The sequence below is a fragment of the Segatella maculosa DSM 19339 = JCM 15638 genome, from assembly GCF_000382385.1.
Taxonomy (GTDB): domain Bacteria; phylum Bacteroidota; class Bacteroidia; order Bacteroidales; family Bacteroidaceae; genus Prevotella; species Prevotella maculosa.
In genome coordinates, this window is the sequence record NZ_KB908321.1 from 234,543 (window position 1) to 255,985 (window position 21,443).

Annotated in this window: 15 protein-coding genes and 1 tRNA gene; 5 read left to right on the forward strand and 11 right to left on the reverse strand. The window is 48.1% G+C overall.

Translation table 11 applies throughout. The features are described 5' to 3' along the window. Positions 1-13: 13 nt before the first annotated feature. The 4 genes from ilvB (at position 14) to ilvC (ending at position 4,314) form a co-directional block, all read left to right on the forward strand. Positions 14-1,729 (forward strand): biosynthetic-type acetolactate synthase large subunit, encoded by a 1,716-nt coding sequence (ilvB, locus tag H164_RS0104645; protein WP_019967537.1) that lies wholly within the window; start codon positions 14-16, stop codon positions 1,727-1,729. Positions 1,730-1,772: 43 nt separating this feature from the next. Further along, positions 1,773-2,330: an acetolactate synthase small subunit gene (gene ilvN / locus H164_RS0104650; protein WP_008566462.1), complete on the forward strand. Its 558-nt coding sequence runs from the start codon at positions 1,773-1,775 to the stop codon at positions 2,328-2,330. After that, positions 2,314-3,081, forward strand: a complete 768-nt coding sequence (locus tag H164_RS0104655) for an acyl-[acyl-carrier-protein] thioesterase (protein WP_019967538.1) — start codon at positions 2,314-2,316, stop codon at positions 3,079-3,081. The genes ilvN and H164_RS0104655 overlap by 17 nt, the downstream gene beginning before the upstream one ends. A gap of 189 nt (positions 3,082-3,270) precedes the next feature. Further along, complete coding sequence (gene ilvC / locus H164_RS0104660) at positions 3,271-4,314, forward strand: ketol-acid reductoisomerase (protein ID WP_019967539.1); 1,044 nt, start codon at positions 3,271-3,273, stop codon at positions 4,312-4,314. A 249-nt stretch (positions 4,315-4,563) separates the two neighbouring features. Here the strand turns inward: ilvC and H164_RS0104665 are convergent, their stop codons facing one another. The 11 genes from H164_RS0104665 to H164_RS0104710 form a co-directional block, all read right to left on the reverse strand. Beyond that, positions 4,564-7,338 (reverse strand): PD-(D/E)XK nuclease family protein, encoded by a 2,775-nt coding sequence (locus H164_RS0104665; protein WP_019967540.1) that lies wholly within the window; start codon positions 7,336-7,338, stop codon positions 4,564-4,566. Then, positions 7,335-10,559, reverse strand: coding sequence for a UvrD-helicase domain-containing protein (locus H164_RS0104670; protein ID WP_019967541.1), 3,225 nt, complete (start codon positions 10,557-10,559; stop codon positions 7,335-7,337). Before H164_RS0104670 ends, H164_RS0104665 begins: the two co-directional genes overlap by 4 nt. Then, on the reverse strand, positions 10,559-12,619 hold the full coding sequence (locus H164_RS0104675) for a DUF5686 family protein (protein WP_019967542.1): 2,061 nt from the start codon (positions 12,617-12,619) through the stop codon (positions 10,559-10,561). Before H164_RS0104675 ends, H164_RS0104670 begins: the two co-directional genes overlap by 1 nt. 171 nt (positions 12,620-12,790) lie before the next feature. Then, on the reverse strand, positions 12,791-14,221 hold the full coding sequence (locus tag H164_RS0104680; RefSeq protein WP_019967543.1) for a right-handed parallel beta-helix repeat-containing protein: 1,431 nt from the start codon (positions 14,219-14,221) through the stop codon (positions 12,791-12,793). A gap of 215 nt (positions 14,222-14,436) precedes the next feature. Further along, complete coding sequence (gene panB / locus H164_RS0104685; RefSeq protein ID WP_019967544.1) at positions 14,437-15,255, reverse strand: 3-methyl-2-oxobutanoate hydroxymethyltransferase; 819 nt, start codon at positions 15,253-15,255, stop codon at positions 14,437-14,439. A 24-nt stretch (positions 15,256-15,279) separates the two neighbouring features. Next, positions 15,280-15,930: an HAD family hydrolase gene (locus H164_RS0104690; RefSeq protein WP_025830000.1), complete on the reverse strand. Its 651-nt coding sequence runs from the start codon at positions 15,928-15,930 to the stop codon at positions 15,280-15,282. Positions 15,931-15,949: 19 nt separating this feature from the next. Continuing rightward, on the reverse strand, positions 15,950-16,567 hold the full coding sequence (gene ruvC / locus H164_RS0104695) for a crossover junction endodeoxyribonuclease RuvC (RefSeq protein WP_008566472.1): 618 nt from the start codon (positions 16,565-16,567) through the stop codon (positions 15,950-15,952). Positions 16,568-16,570: 3 nt separating this feature from the next. Continuing rightward, a complete protein-coding gene (locus tag H164_RS0104700) occupies positions 16,571-17,215 on the reverse strand; it encodes an MBL fold metallo-hydrolase (RefSeq protein ID WP_025830001.1) in 645 nt (214 codons plus the stop codon). Between the two features lie 2 nt (positions 17,216-17,217). Continuing rightward, positions 17,218-17,847 carry a 16S rRNA (guanine(527)-N(7))-methyltransferase RsmG gene (gene rsmG, locus H164_RS0104705; protein ID WP_025830002.1) on the reverse strand — a complete coding sequence of 210 codons (630 nt, stop codon included), beginning with the start codon at positions 17,845-17,847 and terminating at the stop codon, positions 17,218-17,220. Positions 17,848-18,049: 202 nt separating this feature from the next. Next, on the reverse strand, positions 18,050-18,259 hold the full coding sequence (locus tag H164_RS14410; RefSeq protein WP_019967548.1) for a hypothetical protein: 210 nt from the start codon (positions 18,257-18,259) through the stop codon (positions 18,050-18,052). Between the two features lie 107 nt (positions 18,260-18,366). Continuing rightward, positions 18,367-18,454, reverse strand: a tRNA-Ser gene (locus H164_RS0104710). A gap of 152 nt (positions 18,455-18,606) precedes the next feature. Here H164_RS0104710 and uvrA point away from each other — a divergent pair. Next, entirely contained in the window at positions 18,607-21,426 is a 2,820-nt protein-coding gene (gene uvrA / locus H164_RS0104715) for an excinuclease ABC subunit UvrA (RefSeq protein ID WP_019967549.1), read from the forward strand. Positions 21,427-21,443: the final 17 nt, after the last annotated feature.

Sequence of the window (21,443 nt, forward strand, 5' to 3'; positions counted from 1 at the left end):
TGTACGCGAAAGAATGAGCAAAGAAGTTATTACAGGTTCAGAAGCATTGATGCGCGCACTGCATAACGAGGGGGTGAAGACCATCTTCGGTTATCCGGGCGGTGCCATCATGCCGGTGTTTGATGCACTCTACGACTACACAAGGGGAGAGACGAAATGGTTCGACCACGTTCTGGTGCGCCATGAGCAGGCGGCAGCCCATGCGGCCGAGGGCTATGCACGAGTCAGTGGCGAAGTCGGTGTGTGTCTTGTAACCAGCGGCCCCGGTGCCACGAACACATTGACGGGCGTGGCAGATGCCATGATGGACTCAACGCCCATCGTTGTGATTGCCGGGCAGGTGAGCATCGGTGCACTGGGCTCTGATGCCTTTCAGGAAGTAGACCTTGTGGGTGTGGCACAGCCCATCACCAAGTGGGCCTATCAGATACGTCGCCCGGAGGATATAGCGTGGGCCGTCAGTCAGGCCTTCTATATTGCACGCTCGGGACGTCCCGGCCCCGTGGTGCTCGACCTTCCGAAGAATTCGCAGACGCATACGTGCGAATGGGAAGAGGCGAAGGTCAGCTATGTGAGGTCTTATAATCCTTATCCGAAGTTGGATGATAAGGCGATAGAACAGGCTGCCAAACTCATCAACGAGGCCGAGCGACCGTTTGCACTGGTGGGGCAGGGCGTAGAGCTGGGCAATGCACACAGCGAATTGCTCGAGTTCCTTGAGAAGGCCGATATCCCTGCCGGACGCACGTTGCTCGGTTTGTCTGCCCTTGTCTCAGACCATCCCTTGAACATGGGTATGCTCGGCATGCACGGAAGCTATGCCGCGAACATGAAGACGCAGGAGTGCGACGTGCTCATCGCTATCGGCATGCGTTTCAGCGACCGCGTGACCGGGCTTCCTTCTACGTATGCCAAGCAGGCCAAGATTGTTCATTTGGACATCGATGCCTCTGAGATAGACAAGAACATCAAGACGGATGTGGCCGTGTTGGGCGACTGCAAACAGAGCCTGCCCGCCATTACAAGGCTGTTGCGGAAGAATAATCATAAGTCTTGGATTGCTTCTTTCAAGCAATATGCCGATATGGAAGACGAGCGGGTCATTCAAAAAGATATCCATCCTGCAGACGGACCGTTGTTGATGGGCGAAGTGACGAATGTTGTTGCCGAAGTGACAAAAGGAAATGCCGTGTTGGTGAACGATGTAGGGCAGAACCAGATGATATCGAGTCGCTATTTCAAGTTCAATAAGAAGCGTTCTATTGTCACCAGTGGTGGCTTCGGGACGATGGGGTTCGGTTTGCCTGCCGCTATCGGTTCATGCTTCGGTGCACCCGACCGCACGGTCTGTTGCTTCTTCGGTGATGGCGGCTTCCAGATGAGTATTCAGGAGCTGGGAACGATAATGGAGCAGCAGACTCCCGTAAAAATGATATTGCTGAATAACAATTATCTCGGCAACGTGCGTCAGTGGCAGGACTTGATGTTCAAAGGTCGCCATTCTTTCACGGACATGCTGAACCCCTGTTATGGGGATATTGCCAAGGGGTATGGCATTCCTTACGATAGGGTCACCGACCGGAACGACTTGCGGGCAAAGATAGAAAAGATGATTTCAACCGAAGGACCTTATCTTTTGGAGTGCGCCATCAAGCCGGATGAGGATATCGTACCGATGACCATGCCGGGCAAGAGCGTTGATGAAATGCTGTTGGAGCTGGACTATTGAGAGAGCGGTTCCCCGATTTATGAAATCTTATTGGTAAATAGAAATGAATCAAGAAAAGAAATTATATACGTTGCTGGTCTATTCAGAGAATATCGCCGGAATACTTAATCAGATTTCAGCCGTGTTTACGCGTCGTCAGGTCAACATTGAAAGCATGAACGTTTCGGCCAGTAACATCAATAACATCCATAAGTATACGATTACGGCTTGGAGCAATGAAGAGCAAATCGTTAAGATTACAAAGGCCATAGAAAAGAAGATAGACGTGGTCAAAGCAGATTATTATACCGACGAACAGCTTTTCATTCACGAGGTCGCATTGTTCAAGATTTCCACTCCGATATTATTGGAGACGCCGGAAGTGTCGCGTACTATACGTAAACACGATGCACGAATGATGGAGGTGAATCCCACTTATAGTACAGTTCTTTTGGCCGGACTGACAGAGGACATTGTTGATTTGTTCAATTGCTTGAATGAATTCGATTGCATCTTACAGTACACGCGCAGTGGACGCATCGCCGTGACACGTAGTCTTGAGGAACCAATATCCGACATTTTGCACCAACAAGAGGAAGAAGGAAATGGAGATGCTGAGTAAGGTAGGAAGCTATGCGTTCTTGGCCGAGCCGTTTCATTGCGACTTCTCACATCGTCTTTTTCTTGGTCATTTAGGGAATCACATGCTGAATGCAGCTGATTTCCATTCGAATGACCGTGGCTATGGCATGAGCTATCTCAATCCGCTTCATAAAACATGGGTGTTGTCACGTTTGGCCATAGAGATGAACGAGATGCCGCAGGCCTATGAGCGATTTACGATTGACACATGGGTGGACAGTGTGATGCGTTTCTTCACCAGTCGAAACTTCCGTGTGTCGGTAGGAGACACGGTTTGTGGATATGGCAAAAGTATTTGGGCAATGATTGATACCGATTCTCGGCAGCCCGTGGATATCCTTGCCGTGCGTGACGGGCTTATCAAGCAATATATAGAGACTGAAGCAGCATGCCCGATAGACAAGAGCTCTCGGGTGAAGATGGGAGAAGCAGCACGGCAAATAGGTTCAATCGCCACGAACTATAGCGATGTTGATATGAACGGTCACGTCAACAGCGTGAAATATATTGAGCATGTGCTTGATTTGTGGCCGCTCGACTGGTATCGCAGGCACCGTGTGAAGCGTTTCGAAATAGCCTATGTGGCCGAAAGCCATTGCGGTGATGTCTTGAACTTCTATCGTGAAGAGATTGCCGAGAATGAGTATGGCATCAAAATAACCAAATCGAATGGAGATGCGCCCGAAGAGATAGAAGTTGTTAGATGCAAGGTTGATTTTGAAGAATATTGAAATTTAATTTGGTTTATTCGTGTTAATATGTTACCTTTGCATCGAATAAAATAATAAATCCCCGGCCGAGGCTTTGGAGAAGTCTTGGAATGGATCTGCCAAACACGTTCTTTGAATAAGACAAGCATGGTTCATAGGGATAACATTAACCCGCGTTTCCTCAAAGCAGGACGCACATTCTGATTTTTTATGGCAGAACTGAATTTTGGTGGCGTTGTAGAAACTGTTGTCACCAGTAAGGAATTCTCTTTGGAGAAAGCCCTTGAAGTGTTGAAAAACGAAACGATTGCCGTCATCGGCTATGGTATCCAAGGCCCCGGACAGGCTTGCAACCTGCGTGATAATGGCTTTAACGTCATTGTAGGGCAGCGTGAAGGCCGAACCTACGACAAGGCGAAAGAAGACGGTTGGGTTCCGGGTAAGACGTTATTCTCCATAGAGGAGGCCGTTCAAAAGGGAACAATCATCTGTATGTTGCTCTCAGATGCAGGGCAAATTGCTGTATGGCCGAAGATAAAGCAATACCTCACGTCGGGCAAAACCTTATATTATTCGCACGGATTTGCCATCAATTGGCAGGACCGTACGGGCGTTGTGCCTCCGAAAGACATTGATGTAATCATGGTTGCGCCAAAAGGTTCCGGCACATCATTGCGTACGATGTTCTGCGAGGGCCGTGGATTGAACTGCTCTTATGCCGTTTATCAAGATGCTTCGGGCAAAGCTGAGGAGAAGACGATAGCCTTCGGCATCGGCATCGGTGCGGGTTATCTGTTCAAGACCACTTTCCAACGCGAGGCCACATCTGACCTTACGGGCGAACGCGGCTCATTGATGGGCGCCATCGAGGGTCTGTTCGAAGCACAATACGATGTGCTCCGTGAGCACGGCCATTCTCCTTCCGAGGCATTCAATGAGACGGTCGAGGAACTCACGCAGAGCCTGATGCCTTTGTTCGGCGAAAAAGGAATGGATTGGATGTATGCCAACTGCTCGACTACGGCACAACGTGGTGCACTTGACTGGGCACCGCGTTTCCGCGAGGCCATCAAGCCCGTCATGGAGTGGCTTTACCTAAGTGTGAAGACCGGTAATGAGGCGCAAATTGCTATTGACAGGAACTCACAGCCCGATTATCGTGAGAAGTTGAACGCAGAACTCGAGGCAATGCGCAATAAGGAAATGTGGAAGGCCGGCGTTACGGTGCGTACGCTCCGGCCGGAAAACAACTGATTATTCTCGCATACATAATTGTATATATAGGGAGAGGACACATCACATTCACTTTGATGATGTGTCCTCTTTTCTTTTTTAAACGTTTACTCTTTTCCTATCGGATTACCATAAAAATCATTCCGTATTTTAATTTCAGCCATATTGTGGGCTAAAATCAGCCACTTTACCACGCAATATGGCTGAGATTGCACGGTAATATGGCTGAGATGACAAAGTGACCGGAAGGACAGAAGAATTTATCACCTGCTAACCACAGATGTTCCGATAAGGACAATATTGGCATTGCTTTGTATTTCGCGTCGGGGAGAACGGAACGTCGGGATTGAAAATCTCTTCTATGAGTTGCTTCAGATGGTCGGTGAATTCTTCCCGATAGTCGGCAACGTCCATGATGGGCTGCTTGTCGAGTAGCAATGTCGGGTTGTAATCATTCCCAGCAGTGTGCTGGATAAAGAGCAAGGCCGGACTGACGGGGAGAGAAGACGGATTGAGCGAGTGGCTGTCGCGCAGTATGAGCGCATAGAGAATGGCTTGCAGGTAATAATCGGTGTGGTTTTCGATTTTCTCCGGATTAAAAATGTCGTCTATGCTTTTTACTTTCATGTCGGCGTTGCTGCCGGTTTTGTAATCGACGACACGGATGCGCGCGCGGCCTTCAGTCTCTACCTTGTCGATACGGTCGATGTTCCCAAACAGATATATTTGCTTTGCCCCGCAGGAAGTATCGATGTGAAAGGCTTTTTCTACGGGCTCTTCCAATCCGAGTATGGCAAACGGGGTGAGTTTGCAGTCTATCCGTAACAGTTTTCTAAGATAATCGATGATGACTTGCCGGTTGATGAGCTGCAATCCGTTGTATGTGACGTTCTTGTCGGCCTCGACCTCGAAAAGTTTCTCTTTGAATGCCTTGTCGACGAGCCTTTCCAACAAGGATTTGTCTTTCAATGCGGCTTCAATGTCGTCTGCATGAATGATTCCGCCGTGGTTTTTATCGGTATAAAACAGTTCCGCGGCCCGGTGAAAGATGTTGCCGAATATGCGGTTGTCGATTTCTTCGCTTTCGTTATCGGGCTCTTTTATCCCGGCAATGTAGCGATAGTAGAATCTCAACCGGCAGCGCAGATAGGCACTTAAGGCTGTCGGCGAAATCCGATGAAGGGCGTTGACGACGTTCATCACTTCCTCGTTCTTTGCAACGGCCAGTTTCCGACTGCGCATCGGCGTTTGTTGGGCATTAAGGTTCTTGAAATGAATCTCCTGCGGGCCCTCGACCATCAGCTGGAGCATGAAACGACTCATCTCGCCCGTGCTGGTTCGGCTGGTAGCCTTGTTGTATGACAAAGTAATGTCGGTTGCCCGTTGCAGCAGGCTGTGGAAATAATATGCGTATATGGCGACCTTGTTGTCAATGGTCGTCAGTCCGAAAGCCTTTCTGATGGCATAAGGAATGAAGGAAGTGTCGTTGACTCCCTTGGGCATGTTTCCTTCGTTGCACGAGAGGACAAGTATGTGGTCGAAATCGAGGTTTCGGGTCTCCAATACGCCCATGATTTGCAGCCCAGCGACAGGTTCTCCGTGGAAAGGGACCGAAGTCGACGCGATGAGCTGGTTGATGAGCTTGTTGTAGATGTTGAGATCGGCTTCGAGATCTCCCGACACAATCAGCGTTTCTAAACGATTGAAGAGGGTATACATTCGAAAGATGGCTTCCTGCACGAACGGGTCTTCTCCCGATGCAGACGCATAACCGTGGCCGATTTCCTGCAGCAGGCCGACAAGCCATGTGTTCATTGATGCTACATCCCCGTATGCTTTTCCAAACACCATATTGGTATCTTGAACGTATTGCATGTAGGGATGGCGCAAGAGCATTGTCTTCCACTTTTTGCTGAATGTGTTTCTGCTTGTGTTGAACCCTATTGTCTGGAGGTTGATGAGCATTTTGACAAACGATGTGACAGGAGAATACTGCAGTGGGTAGCCCGTGGTGATATTCACATGCTTAACCTCGGAAGGAATACAATGGACGACGGTTGGCAGTAGACGCTCGTCGGCCATGATGATGGCTGTGCGTCGTCCGTCCTCGATACGTTTCTTGTCTTTCAGCCATGTACTGATAAACCGGGTCTGAATGTTTTCCGTCATGGCACTCAAATAAGTAATGTCTTTGGGCTTATCGAAATTATGATATATATCCTTGTCAGAAGCATCGAGTTCGTTGGGGAATTGTTGCAGGTATTGCCGGATATAGGTTCCGGCCTCATGGTTTATACCGTTATGTTCACGCATGTAATAATCATCGAAGTCCCAATAGAAGTGTGCCTTCCCCAATGCTTTAAGTCGTTCACAGAGCTTCTGTTCCACGGCCTGCATCATGTTGAAACCTACGAAAATATAGTCGTCGTATCTGAAGTCTATCTGCTTCTTCTCAACGACTTCTCTGTAAAGGGCACCTTCGTAGGTAAGTCCCTGTCGATATAAGCATTCTTTGAATTGTGTATATATCTCTTCGAAATTACTCCAAAGGTTGATAAATCTCTCTTTGAGCTTGGATTCCATGTCATCAGAGAAATTATCAAAGAACTTCTTCAGCAATTCTTTTTGTTCATCTGTCAGATAGGATACATCATCAAGCTCGTGCATGTTCTTCAGATTGACAAAAATCTGATGCGCATCTCCCATGTTTTTGTCAATATCATCAAAGTCTGTCAGTAACACCTGTCCCCAACCATAGAATCTATCAAGCGTTTCATCACTTCCGGTACATGAATTGAAGACTTTATGTAGGTCGCAAATGAGTTTGATTGGGTCGGCAACCATTCTTTCGGAGTATTCACGAAACAGGTCGCTGATAGTTATATAGGCAGGACTCCATAGCGGTTGGCCAGCATGACGTGCCAACTCTTCGTTTAAGAATAACGAGGCACGCTTGTTGGGGAAGACGACTGCGGTGCGTGAAAGGTTCGTGTCATGTTTCCTTAGTATGTCCTCTGCCACATATTGTAGAAACGTCTTGTTCATAGTTTAATGATTTTATTGGGAAACAGATACCAAATATAGCCGGAGATATTGCTATATCCTATGTCTTTTAACAGTGCCATGTATTCTGCAACCTGGATTTTATGTTCCGCTTGTGGTTTCCCAAATTTATAGTCGACCACAATCATTTCATTACCATCGGTCATGACACGGTCTGGGCGTCGTACTTCAACCTTGTCGGTAAGTGGGTTGAGTTTCAAAATACTGCATTCGTTGAATAATGTCCAATGATTAGAGAACCAAGTGGACACTCTGGGATCATTAAGACGGTCGGTGATGGTTTTTCTTAACTTTTCTTGTGTGATGACTTTATTGTATAAAACACCCTCCTCTTCAAGTTCTTTTAATGCAATATCCATATCATCAGTAGTCTTGATGGTCGAGAAAATCTTATGCATGATATTGCCTAATTGAATATAGCTTTTCTCTTTCAATTCGTCTTCGGCTTCCTCACCGATACGAATGAAGTCTTTACTTTTATTACTCTGCCTGAATTGCAGCTTACTTTCATAGTTTTCAATAATGATATCTATGTCTGTTGCAGACCGATTGAATATATTTTCTGAAGCATTATTTTGTTTTTTTGGTGAAGCCGACACGCCGCTTCCATATGAGAAACATATAGGTTCTTCGTTATTGTTTGGAGCAAAGAACTGTGCTTGCAAGGTTGTGGCGATATCTTGCAGGCAGTTTTCTATGATCCAAGAACGTCCGCTACCATTGTCTCCCTTCTTTCCATATATATAAAGCCCCTTTCCTGCCCGCGTAAAAGCAACATAAAGCAAGTTAAGATTGTCGACCACGTTTTGGAAATGTTCGTAGATATAATCCTGTTCGTAGATGGAGTTCGTCATTTTTTTCTTGCTGAAATCTATAGGGACTATCGGCAAAGCATTGAATGGAGCCTCCTGAGGCTTGCACCATATTATATTATTCTTCTCAAGTTGCCAATCACAAAAAGGTATGATGACATGGTCGAATTCAAGTCCCTTGCTCTTGTGGATTGTAACAAGGTTGATGCCCTCATTGTTGCTGCTTTGAATGGAACAACTGTGAAGACTATCGGCCCATTGTTCCAAGAAGCTATGTAAATCGGGTATGCCATCCTGCATGAATTCATTGAGTTTATCATAGAATGTGCAGATATAAGCAGTCTGCCCGGAGAGAGACTGTAGATTGAAAATTTTATAAAGTGCTTCCGCCATGTCAATGAGAGATAAACTCAACAGATATGTTCTTTTATTGAGGAAATCCTTGGGGAGAGCGTCTTCCATGGCTTTTCCTTTTAACAGGATTTCGCTGTCTGTCACTTGGACATCGGCATTGGACTTAGCATATAGTTTGACAAGAGTTGCTGTTGTTATAGTATCATTCGGATTATCCAGTATCATCATACCGCAGATAATCATATTTACGGCTTGAGACGCATCAAGGTGGAATGCTTCTTCGGACACAAGATGTATATTTGGTTTGTATTGCAGGAAGTAGTCGCCCACTTCTTGGATTATAGAATTTGTTCTGACAAGTATGGCTATATCTCTTTCTTTGACACCGGCATCAATAAGTTCTTGAACTTTGTCTGTCATGAGACGCAGCGTTTCTTGATTATATTCTTTGTTATTTGTGAGTAGCTTGATCTCAACAGTTCCCACATCATCTTTTCCTTGTGGAATATCCTGTGTAACATCTTGGTAAGCCTTTTTTAATTGTTCTGCATTTTCTTCCGTCAATTCCTTTAGTTGTAGGTATTCCTGATGTGAAGCTTTCTCAAAAAAAACATTGTTAAAGGTGATGATTCTTTTCTCAGATCTGCGATTGGTTTTCAGAGGTATAATGTGTATTTCCTGTGTATTGAACTCGTGTTCAATATCGTTGAGCAGTCTCCAATCTCCCGATCGCCAACGATAAATGCTTTGTTTCACATCACCAACTATAAGGTTGCTGTTGTCATGGCTCATGGTCTCACGCAATAACACTCTAAAATTCTCCCACTGTATGGTACTTGTGTCTTGAAACTCATCAACCATGATATTCTTCAACTGAGTTCCGATCTTCTCAAAGATAAAAGGAGAATCATCTTCAGCAATCATCGAACGCAACAGCGTTTGGGTATCACTTAGCATAAAGCGGTTTAACTCGCGGTTTAGTTCTTCCACCTTATCTCCGATACTATCAAGTAATCTTAATTGATTGAGATGTCGGAGAGTTAGTTCTGCACTTTTGTAAAGCCGAGTCTGTTGTTTCCTTTTCTTTTCTGCTTTTACAAGCATTGGCATCAATTGACTGCAGACAAGATCATAGATGGGATCGCCCGCATAAGCTCTCTTTTTGATAACCCACTTTGTCGGGTCTGAGGAAGCAACTTCTGCAGTTTTATTATAAACCTTTTCATCATCAATGAAATCTCCAGACTGTAACTTTAGAAAATAACCACAAACGCCACGACTTCCATTTGAGAAATCGCTGATAGAGAAGCCGTTCAGTTCTATCATGGTGAAGAAATCAGTCCCACATTTCCTAATTTGCTTGTCAGCTTCTGCTCGAATTGTTCTTAAACGACTTGTATAGTGCTTAAAAAAATCCTTTTCTTCAAACACTTCCTTTATTTTCTGTCGGTTCCTCTTATAGTATTCTTTGAATATATTCATGCCAAAATGCTTGATCTGTGCAATGACATTCCATGATTTGTCATCGTCCATATTCTCATGAATGTACTCAAGAATCCATGAGAGTAGGAGAGAGGAATCATTCAAATCTTCAATGAGCTGATCAACAGCCTGCTGTTCTACTTGTGTATCATTAAGTTCTATACGCAGGTTGGCTGTTAGTTCAAGTTCACGTGCTAAGTTTCTTAAAACCGTCTGGAAGAAAGCATCAATAGTCTCTACACGAAAATAGCTATAGTTGTGGACGAGTTCACTGAGCGCATATTTTGCATTATTGATGATGACATTCTTATCTAAAGATGTAAGCAACCTTATGTTATCCAAATAAGGTTTACTTTCTTTCAGGCCTCTTGATATTCCATATAATTGGGTTAGTATGCGCATCTTCATCTCTTCTGTAGCCTTGTTTGTAAAGGTTACAGCCAATGTGTTCCGATAAGCATGCGGATTTTCAATCAGAAGCCGGATATATTGTACTGCAAGTGTAAAGGTCTTTCCAGAACCTGCACTTGCCCTGTATACAGTCAAATTATGCATTACCAATGTCTAAAAAGTTCAAAACCGAATTTACAACCGAATTCCTTGATTTCTCCACTGTCATTGCTTAGAAACAACCCCATTGAAAACAAACGTGTGGTAAATCCATAGCCTAATTCTATATATGGGTGACAGTTTTTTGAGGCAAGAATACTAGCATATAGTCTTTCCATTTCGATAAAGTGTCCCGCCCATGGCAGATGTGAGACTGCCAACAAAGGGCTTTCGTATGTTATATTTCCCCGCATGTACCAGCGTGATTCATTATATTTATCTGAATTCAGTAATTCGAATTCTCCACTCCAATCATCGTTCCAACCTCCGGGGACATGGTTCTCGCGAAAGTTACTGTAGTCTAAGAAGAAAGTGTGTCCGTCTTGTAAGGTGTAACAACCCACTCCCATACGCATCTGTAGAGTTTTAAGTTGTTGCAACTTGAGTTTCCACTGTGCATCAAGTTCCCAACGTTCATAGTCAATGTCTCCTTTCAAAAAATGTTTAATGCCTCGTTCGTAATCTAATACAACATAAGGTCCATACCATCCCGTGGGTCTCCATTGTAATTCAAAAAGAGGAGCCACAGAAATATATTGAAGAGGCATTCTTGCTTTCTTATACACTTCCGGTTCTACAGCTTTTCTCCGGTGAAAAATTAATCCGGCTTGAATTCCCCAATGGGCATTTATGTCATAGTTGTTTAATATTTTGGCATAACTGTCTTTGAAATAATAAATGCGTGGATATTGGTTGATAACAGAATCACCGACTTCCTTTCGGGCATAATTTGCAGCATTACCGTTTGAAATCCAATTCCCATTACCTATCTCCAATTGTATATAACCATTACGATTCTTATTGTACCAAAACATTGTAGGCACAGAAATATGAGGTTGCTTTTGTTTGAAAGAATAACCCGCCTTCAGTCGTGTCGTAAGTATAATGTTCGGGCTGAACATATAATTGAGACGGACATCAAACTTATAGGTGAAGCCTCGTTTATAGTCATAGCCCATGTATAGAGGATTCAAAATAGGATTGATGCGTAAATAGCCTTCATTATTCTTTCCGAAATCACTTTTAATTCTGTTGACGACATTATTTCCCACAATGTCCCATAGGATATGTTTCCAGAGATGCTTCTTTTCAGATAGAGTTCGGCCAACAGAATCCTTATGCTCCTTGCTCCTTTGTTCTGTGGCATATAGTTCTTTTTCCCGATTCGTCAATGGAATAGGACGGACAAGTTCCATATAGTTACTGTTATTCTTGAGCACACTATCCGGTATCACTTCCGGTAGATTATATATTGAGCGATAACTCCCCTCTGTGATATTTCCCAGAAAATTGAATTTGCAATTGAGCTTTATGTCTGAAGGCAATAAAGACTTCGTACCGGTAGTTCCCATAAGTAATCCTAAGGAAAACGTTACCATGTCATATTCACCATCTAAGGTCATACTGATAATTCGACCATCGCTATAATTGACCAAAGCTTGCCCACGTACTAATTGTGTGTTATCGACTTTTGGACGAAAATTGATACGTGCAGTACCGTTGAGAAGGAATGTCACTTGATAATGATAGTATTGCTGATTGGCAACATGAAAAGGGGAAAGTATATTATCTTTGAAGATAGTCGGGGCATAGATGTCCGGGGTTAGGTACTTCGACACCGTAGTGAGACTTTCTCTATGTGAAGGAATTGTAGAAAGTCCGATAAGGCGTTGTACTTCAGATTGGTTTTTATTTGATATTTTGATTTGTTCATAGTTCTCACCTAAGTAATGACGCTTTCCTCCATGCGCAACAGCCCACATGGTGGGCACGGCTAAAAGAGTTATATTGCGCTTACGGATATACAGGGAGTATTTGGTATAGGAATAAGTAGTTTCACACTTTATATCTCCACTATCAACTTTCGTGGAATAGGAGAAAACCCGCTGTAATAGTTCTTTGTCTGGCCTCGGAATATCTAAAGCCTCCGACTCGAAAGGAGTGTGCAGTAATAGAAAGGTTACTGCAAAACTTATCTGCAAAATATGAGATAAACGCGCATTCATCTTTTATTATATCAACCACAAAATTACAAAAAAGGTGCTAATTCGCCAAATTAATCCATCTTTTTAAGGAATTGAGGACAGACTCTTTATGATAAAAAGGTATATACCTTTTTCCGGAAAGATAGAATGATTGCTAAAAAGAGGAGTAAAAGTTTGCCAGCCCTTAAGCCTTTATGGATATGCAAAAGCACCTAAATCTGTGGCTCCGCTTCGCCTTTTTCCGTCGCGGTCGACGAGCGGCATACGGGCCGCGTTGCCCTTATTCCTTGCCGCCGACGGCTTGCTCAGGTGGAAATCATAATCCTGCCTGTCGCCATCCACCTTGACAAAGAGCTTCGTGCCCATGGAGACGGTGTCCGAAGGCTGCTCATACGTCACGTTCGTATAGTTCAGACTGTCGGCCGACTGCACCTTCGGCGTGCGCAACAGGCAATGGTCGAAATGATAGGCCAACGTGTTCTTTTCATCTTTAACGAACTCGATTTGCTCGCTTGCGTAACCGGTTACAAGGCTGTTCTCCACCTTTAATGACCGCAAAGGCTGGTTCGAAGCGATGCACAAGGCCGCACCCCGATTGCCGTCGAAAGGATAAAACTGCGCTATCGTACAGGCATTCACCGCCACAGCCCCGCCATCGACCGAGAGGCAGTTGCCCAGACTGTTCGTCAATTGGCAGTTGACGAGCGTGGCCTTACTGTTGACCAGCCGCACGCCGTCGCCCTGACAGTTGTGCACCGTGACCTGCTCGAGCCTCAGCTTTTCAACGTTCACGTCGCTGCTGTCGCACACGATACCGTCTTGACAGCCATGAACGTCGGCATACGCCAGCCTGTTCTGAAGGGAAGAACCATAGAAATGCAGGCCCTGCCACTGCCCGCTGACACGGTCGTAGGGCAGATAATCGAACATTCTGTCCAAGCGACTGCCACGCAACACCACTTCCTTGCCCGGTGCTCCGCCTATGACCAGCCGCCCGTGGACGTCTATTCCGGCAGCATGGTCGAAATAAAGCGTCGTACCGGCTTCGATGGTCAGCGTGGCCCCTTCGTGCACTTTGATTCCCCGCGAAACGACAATGGGGCGCAAAGGACTGTCGAGCGTCGTGTCGCGCTTGATGTCCATGAAGTCGTAACGCGTCGCATTCCAACTCCATGCCCGCAGCTTTACACGTTGCTCCACGCCGCTCTCCAACGTGAAGACAAGGTCGTCGGTAAACTCCTGCGGGCCGTCTCCGACGTTTCGTCGGGCCGTAGCCTCTACAAACACGCGCAGGCTGTCGCCACGATAAAGCATCATATTGCTTGCTTGAAACCCGTTGTTCCCATTCAAAGGCCAGCCGTTCACATTGACCCTGAAGCCCGTCTGATTGCCACGTGCCAGTCGTATATTGGCGAAACGCAGCCCCGAACGGTTCGGGTTATACACCCAGAACTGATGCGTGGCCGAAGAAGTGTTTGAGAAAAGCGTATCAAGGCTGACCGTCTCCGCCGAGAACGCCAGTCGGTCTGCCCGCGATGTCGAGAAAGTCTCATCGTCATTGCAGGACGACAGGGAAAGCAATGCGGCCCACAGAATGCCGCTCCATATAAATCGTTTCATCATTGCTATAACGCAATTCGTCTGTTTTTATTTCCCACAAACCCCGACTTGGTTTTTGACGGAAGTATGAGTCGTGGACTACGGAAGTATAAGTCGTGCCCCACGGAAGTATGAGTCGTAGTTGACGAAAGTATATATTGTGCCCCACAATAGTATATATTGTACCCCACGAAAGTATATATTGTCAAATCGTGCTGTCGGCAGGCATGTCCCGTCCGTCAGTAACTTTCGTCCACGCTTGGGAAAGAACAGTCTTTCACGGTGCGGATATATTCCTGAACGCCGTCGGTCATGCACCGGTTCACGTCGGCAAAATGGCGCAGGAACTTCGGCTTGAAGTCCCGTGTCATGCCCAAGGCGTCGGCATAGACAAGGATTTGCCCGTCGGTCTCGTGGCCGGCGCCGATGCCGATAGTGGCACAGCTCACCGCCTTCGTCACCTCGGCAGCCACCTTGGCAGGCACCTTCTCCAGCGTGATGGCGAAGCAGCCGGCTTCATCAAGTGCGCGTGCGTCGGCCAAGAGTCTCTCGGCCTCGGCTGCTTCCTTGGCGCGAAGGCCGTAGCCCCCGAACTTATGCACGCTCTGCGGCGTAAGTCCTAAGTGGCCCATCACGGGAATGCCTGCTTCGATGATGCCTCGCACGGTATCCATGATTTCGATGCCGCCTTCCATTTTCAAGGCATCGACACCCGTCTCTTTCATTATCCGGATGGCATTCCTGACGCCTTCCGAACGGCTCACCTGATAGCTGCCGAACGGCATGTCGCACACCACAAGACAATGCTCGCAGGCACGGGCTACGGCTGCGGCGTGATAAATCATCTGGTCTATACTGATGGGCAGGGTGTCTTTGTTGCCGGCCATCACATTGGAGGCCGAGTCGCCGACCAAGATGCCGTCAATGCCGGCGGCATCGATAATCCCAGCCGTCGTGTAGTCATAGGCCGTGAGCATCGTGATCTTCTCACCCGCCTGCTTCATCTCCGTGAATGTTCTTGATGTGATTTTCTTCTTGTCAGTAGCTAAATATCCCATGTTGTTTCGTCTTTCAGCGTTATGTTATCGGGCAAACTCGGCTGCCAGCCAATCGTAGCCCTTGCCGATGTAGTCGGGAATAACCACGTCGGCGTAGGGTCTGATGGCTTCGGCAGGATTGGTCGTAGCCAGCCCCACGGTGAATTCTCCGGCACTGCGGACCGACTTCAAGCCGTTGAAACTGTCTTCAAAGCCTACGCACAGCGACGGGGAAAGGTTGAAGCACTCGGCGCCCTTCAGGTAGGGAGCCGGGGCGGGTTTGCTTGCCGTGAAGTCTTCGCTGGTCAACACACGGTCAAACATATGCTTGAATTCCGGGCGTTTGGCGTAGACCCGCTCCATCTTGACAACATTGCTGCTCGTCACGACGGCCGTCTTGACGCCGTGGAGGCGTAAATCAGCAACGAAGTCCACGAGGCCGTCCACATAGTCAAAGCGCATGTCGGCCTCGAATTGATTGAGTCTCTCGGTAATCTTTACCTGCTCTTCTTTCACGTCGGCAAAGTATTTCTCATAGATTTCAACGAGTGTCTGCCCCTTGATTTCGTTCTCCAATCCCGGCATATCGGGGTGATACAGCCGGCATTGTGTTCGCCAGAACTCCGTATATTGCGGTTCGGTGTTGAACACCACGCCGTCTAAGTCAAACAGTGCTGCTTTTACTTCTTTTCTCATTTGTACAATCTTCTCCATATTATGGGATTTTGTGCGTCCTCGTGGTCTTCACCATGGGTTGTGAAGCCTTGGAAACGACCTGTTTGTTCTTCACGACAAAATCTTTCCAACCGTTATAATGTCGGGCACCGGTTTCCGGTCGGCCCATCTGCAGGAAGTGGCAATAAGCTGCTGCCAAGGCGTCTGTGGCATCCATGAAATCGGGCATATCCTTTTCATCTAAATGCAGCATGCGTTGCAACATGCCTGCCACTTGCTCCTTGGAGGCCTGTCCCTGACCGGTGATGGCCATCTTGATTTTCAGCGGCGCATACTCATGGATAGGCACGTCGTGGCGAATGGCCGCTGCAATGGCTACTCCTTGCGCACGCCCCAGCTTCAGCATGGATTGCACGTTCTTACCGAAGAACGGTGCCTCGATGGCCATTTCGTCGGGCAGATAAGACTCAATGATGCTCGTCACCCGCTCGGAGATATAGCCCAGCCGCAGATACGGGTCGGTCATCTTGCGCAGGTCGATGACACCCATGGCCTCCATCTTCGCCTTGTTTCCCACCACTCGAAGCAGGCCGTAGCCCATGACGTTCGTTCCCGGGTCGATGCCCAATATGATTTTCTCGGCTTTGTTCGTCGGCATGGCTTAGCGGTCAAGATAGGGATTGCCGGCAAGCTCGGCACCGATGGTGGTCTCGGGGCCGTGTCCGGGATAGATTCTCGTGGTGTCGGGCAGCTGGCAGACGATGCGAAGACTCTGTATCATCTGGAACATCGAACCGCCCGGCAAGTCGGTTCTTCCGATGGAACACCGGAAAAGCGTATCGCCCGAAAAGGCCACGTGCTCCTCTTCGTCATAAAAGAAAACACTGCCGGGCGAATGTCCCGGCGTCTCGATGATAGAGAACACATGCGAGCCGAAGGCTATCTTGTCCTTTCCCGTGAGATACTTCCCCACGGGCGGCATCTCGCGCCCCAGTTCCACGCCTGCTATCTGCTGCGCCTGCGCCTTGAGGTTCTGCATCAACGACGCATCGCTGCCATGCACTTCCACTTTCAAGCCATACGCATCGAACACCATGCCGTTGCCGAAGTTGTGGTCGATGTGCCCGTGCGTGGCCAAAAGATGCACGGGCTTCAAGCCCTCGGCACGTATATAATCCTTGATGGCCGCGTGCTCGGCTTCGAAGAACGCACCGCAGTCGATGATGACGCACTCACCGGTCTCGTCGCTGACAACATAGCAGTTCTCCTGCAGCATGTTGCACATAAAACGTTTGATATTCAACATAGTCAACCTATCGGGATATAAATCAGTTTCTTGTTTTCACGGAACCACGGCTCGTCGAAGAACATATCGAGCGGCATCTCCTCGGCGATGTTCCTGAACGGTTTGAGCTCTGCCTGCAAATCGCCGCCTTTGAGGCAGAGCAATCCGTTGGGCAGAGCGTTGCGCTGTTCCTTGCGGATGTTCTTGCGCACAATCTTCATCAAGTCGGGCATCGGCATCACGGCGCGACTCACCACGAAGTCGAACCTTCCCCGCTCTTCCTCGCCCCGACACTGCACGGCCTCCACGTTCTGCAGTCCTAAGGCCTCGGCCACAGCGTTCGTCACCCGGATCTTCTTGCCCGTGCCGTCAATCAACCGGAACTTGCACTGCGGGAACATAATAGCCAGCGGAATACCGGGAAAGCCGCCGCCCGTGCCGAAGTCGAGTATCTCCGTGCCGTCTTTGAAGCGAATTGCCTTTGCGATGGCAAGCGAATGCAGCACATGCCGCTCATAGAGGTTATCGATGTCTTTGCGCGAGATGACATTGATTTTGCTGTTCCAATCCCGATAGAGCGCGTCGAGCATTGCGAACTGTCCGCACTGCGAGGCCGTGAGCTCCGGAAAATATTTCGTGATGAGGTCCATCATTGTCTTTGTTTTGATTGTGCGTTGCAAAATTACGAATTTTCTGCGTAACTCCGTCTGCATGGCCGATAAATCTTCGAGCCGCCTCTCTCTTCAACAGTCCTCTGCCTTGATATAAGGAAGCCTTTCCACTTCCTATAAGGAATCCTCGACCTTTCCTTATAGGAATCCTCGACCTTTCCTTATATGAATACTCGAGGCTTCCTTATATCAAGGCAATGGTCTTCCTATTGGGAACACGATTGCCTTCCAAGTGAGAATACGATTGTCTTCCCAGTGGGAACACGATTGCCTTCCCAATGGGAATACGATTGTACTTCCATTGGGAGTACGATTGCACTTCCATTGGGAGTACGATTGCACCTCCATTGGGAGTACGATTGTACTTCCATTGGAGGTATGATTGTACTTCCATTGGAGGTATGATTGTACCTCCATTGAAACAACAAATAAAAGAAAAATGGATATACTTATAAAAACATATTGAGCGAGCGTTTCATGACAAACCGCTCGCTCAACCTGCGGAAAGGATAGGATTCGAACCTACGAACCGCTTTAGGCGGTTACACGCTTTCCAGGCGTGCCTCTTCAACCACTCGAGCACCTTTCCATTGCTTTTGCGGTGCAAAACTAATACTTTTATTTGGAAAAACGGCAACGAAAAGGCAAAAAAATACGACGCTGGGCATTTTAGCCCGCAAGAATAACCGTGATGTCATGGAAAATAAGTAACTTTGTGCGTCAACATCGCAAAAGTTTATCATGGACGGATATATAGAAGTCAAGGGAGCGCGTGTCAACAACCTCAAGAACATTTCGCTCAAAATACCCCGCAATCAATTCATCACCGTGACGGGCGTCTCGGGCTCGGGCAAGTCGTCGCTTGCCTTCGACACGCTCTACGCCGAGGGGCAACGCCGCTATGTGGAGAGTCTTTCGGCATATGCCCGCCAGTTCTTGGGGCGCATGAGTAAGCCCGAATGCGATTTCATCAACGGACTCCCACCGGCCATCGCCATCGAACAGAAGGTCATCGCACGCAATCCACGCTCAACCGTGGGCACCACCACTGAGATTTACGAATACATGCGTCTGCTCTATGCACGCATCGGGCGGACGTTCTCGCCCGTGAGCGGCGAGGAAGTGAAGCGCCACACGCCCGAAGATGTCGTCCGCTGCATCTGCGGCTATTCCAAAGGAACGAAATTCATGATTCTCTCTCCGCTCCATGTCATTGAAGGCAGAACGCTGGGAAAGCAGTTGGAGATGTACATGCAAGAAGGGTATTCGCGCTTCTACAGCCGAGGAGAGGTCATGCGCATCGAAGACCTGCTGAACAGAGAAGACATCGATACGCAAGACCCGTCGGAGCTTTATCTGATTATCGCCCGCATGAGTGTAGATGACACGAAAGACGCCATATCACGCATGACCGACTCGGCCGAAACCGCCTTCTATGAGGGTGATGGGCTGTTGAAACTGGTGTTCCTTCCCGGCAATATCAGCTACGAGTTCTCAACACGCTTCGAAGCCGACGGTATCAAGTTCACAGAACCCAACGACAACATGTTCTCATTCAACTCTCCGTTGGGAGCCTGTCCTACCTGCGAGGGCTTCGGGAATATAATCGGGATCGACGAGAAGCTGGTCATTCCCAACTCGACGCTTAGTGTCTACGAAGGCTGCGTACAGTGCTGGCACGGAGACAAGATGGGCGGCTGGCAGACCGAATTCATCCGGCGTGCAGCCGCTGACGACTTTCCTATCTTTGAACCTTATTACAAGCTTGAACGCAAGTATAAGGACATGCTTTGGCACGGCTTGCCTTGCGAAAAAGACCGCGATATACACGAAAAGGTCTGTATCGACGCTTTCTTTCAAATGGTGAAGGAAAACCAATACAAGATACAATATCGTGTGATGATGAGCCGCTACAGAGGAAAGACCGTGTGCCCCGACTGTCACGGAACGAAACTCAAGCAGGAGGCCACGTGGGTGAAAGTGGGCGGAAGAAGCATCACCGAACTTGTGGAGATGCCAATCGGTAAGTTGAAGACGTGGTTCGACGAACTTCGGCTCGACGAACACGAAGCAGAGATTGCCAAGCGGCTGCTCACGGAAATCAAGAACCGATTGAATTTCCTTGTCGAGGTCGGGCTGAGTTATCTGACACTCAACCGACAGTCCAGCACGCTCAGCGGCGGCGAAAGTCAGCGTATCAACCTCACTACGTCTTTGGGCTCGTCGCTTGTCGGTTCGTTATACATACTCGACGAGCCGAGCATCGGACTTCACAGCCGAGACACCGACCGGTTGATACGCGTGCTGAAAAACCTTCAGAAACTGGGCAACACCGTTATGGTCGTAGAACATGATGAAGAAATCATGCGAGCGTCTGATTATTTAATTGATATTGGTCCCGACGCAGGCGACCACGGAGGCGAGGTCGTCTTTCAGGGAAGTACAGACGTGCTGGAGCGCAGTGGCCGAGCATTGCTTGAGGAATATCCGCGCTCGCACACCATCAAATATCTGGCGCATCAAGAAACAATTGCCACACCAAAGTCGAGGCGCAAGTGGAACCGCGCGATCGAGCTACGAGGAGCGCGTATGAACAATCTTCGCGGTATCGATGTCAAAATCCCACTCAATGCGTTCACTTGCGTGACGGGCGTCTCAGGATCGGGCAAGTCGAGCCTCGTCAAAGGCATTCTCTATCCAGCCATCAAACGCCGCTTAGACGAAGTGGCCGACGCACCGGGCGAATACACTGCGCTCGAAGGAGATTGGCAGGAAATCAAGCACGCGGAGTTCGTAGACCAGAATCCCATCGGGAAGAGCACGCGCTCCAACCCGGCTACTTACGTGAAAGCCTATGAAAGCATCAGGCAACTCTTCGCCGAACAGCCTCTCGCCAAGCAGATGGGCTTCACGGCACAGTATTTTTCGTTCAACACCGAGGGCGGACGATGCGAGGAATGCAAGGGGGCCGGCGTCATCAACGTCGAGATGCAGTTCATGGCCGATTTGGTATTGGAGTGCGAGAGTTGCCATGGCCAGCGCTTCAAGCGCGATGTTCTGGAGGTGAGATTCCACGGAAAGAACATCAACGACGTGCTTTGCATGACGGTTTCGGAGGCCATAACATTCTTCGCCGCGCATCAACAGAAAACGATCGTCGCCCGACTCAAGCCGCTGGAAGACGTCGGCCTCGGCTACATCAAACTCGGGCAGAATTCGAGCACACTTTCCGGTGGCGAGAACCAACGCGTGAAGCTGGCCTTCTTCATCGGGCAAGAAAAGCAGGAACCGACGCTGTTTATCTTCGACGAGCCTACCACCGGGCTGCACTTCCACGATATCCAACGTTTGCTCGGAGCTTTCAATGCCCTCATTGAGCGCGGCCACACAATATTGGTCGTCGAACACAACACGGACGTCATTAAATGCGCCGACTATGTGATTGACCTTGGGCCCGACGGCGGCGACAAAGGCGGAAGCGTCGTTTTCGAGGGCACACCCGAAGCGCTCGCACAATGTAAGGAAAGTATCACGGCCCGCTTTCTGGCGGCGAAACTCTAAGCCAACATCAAAACAGA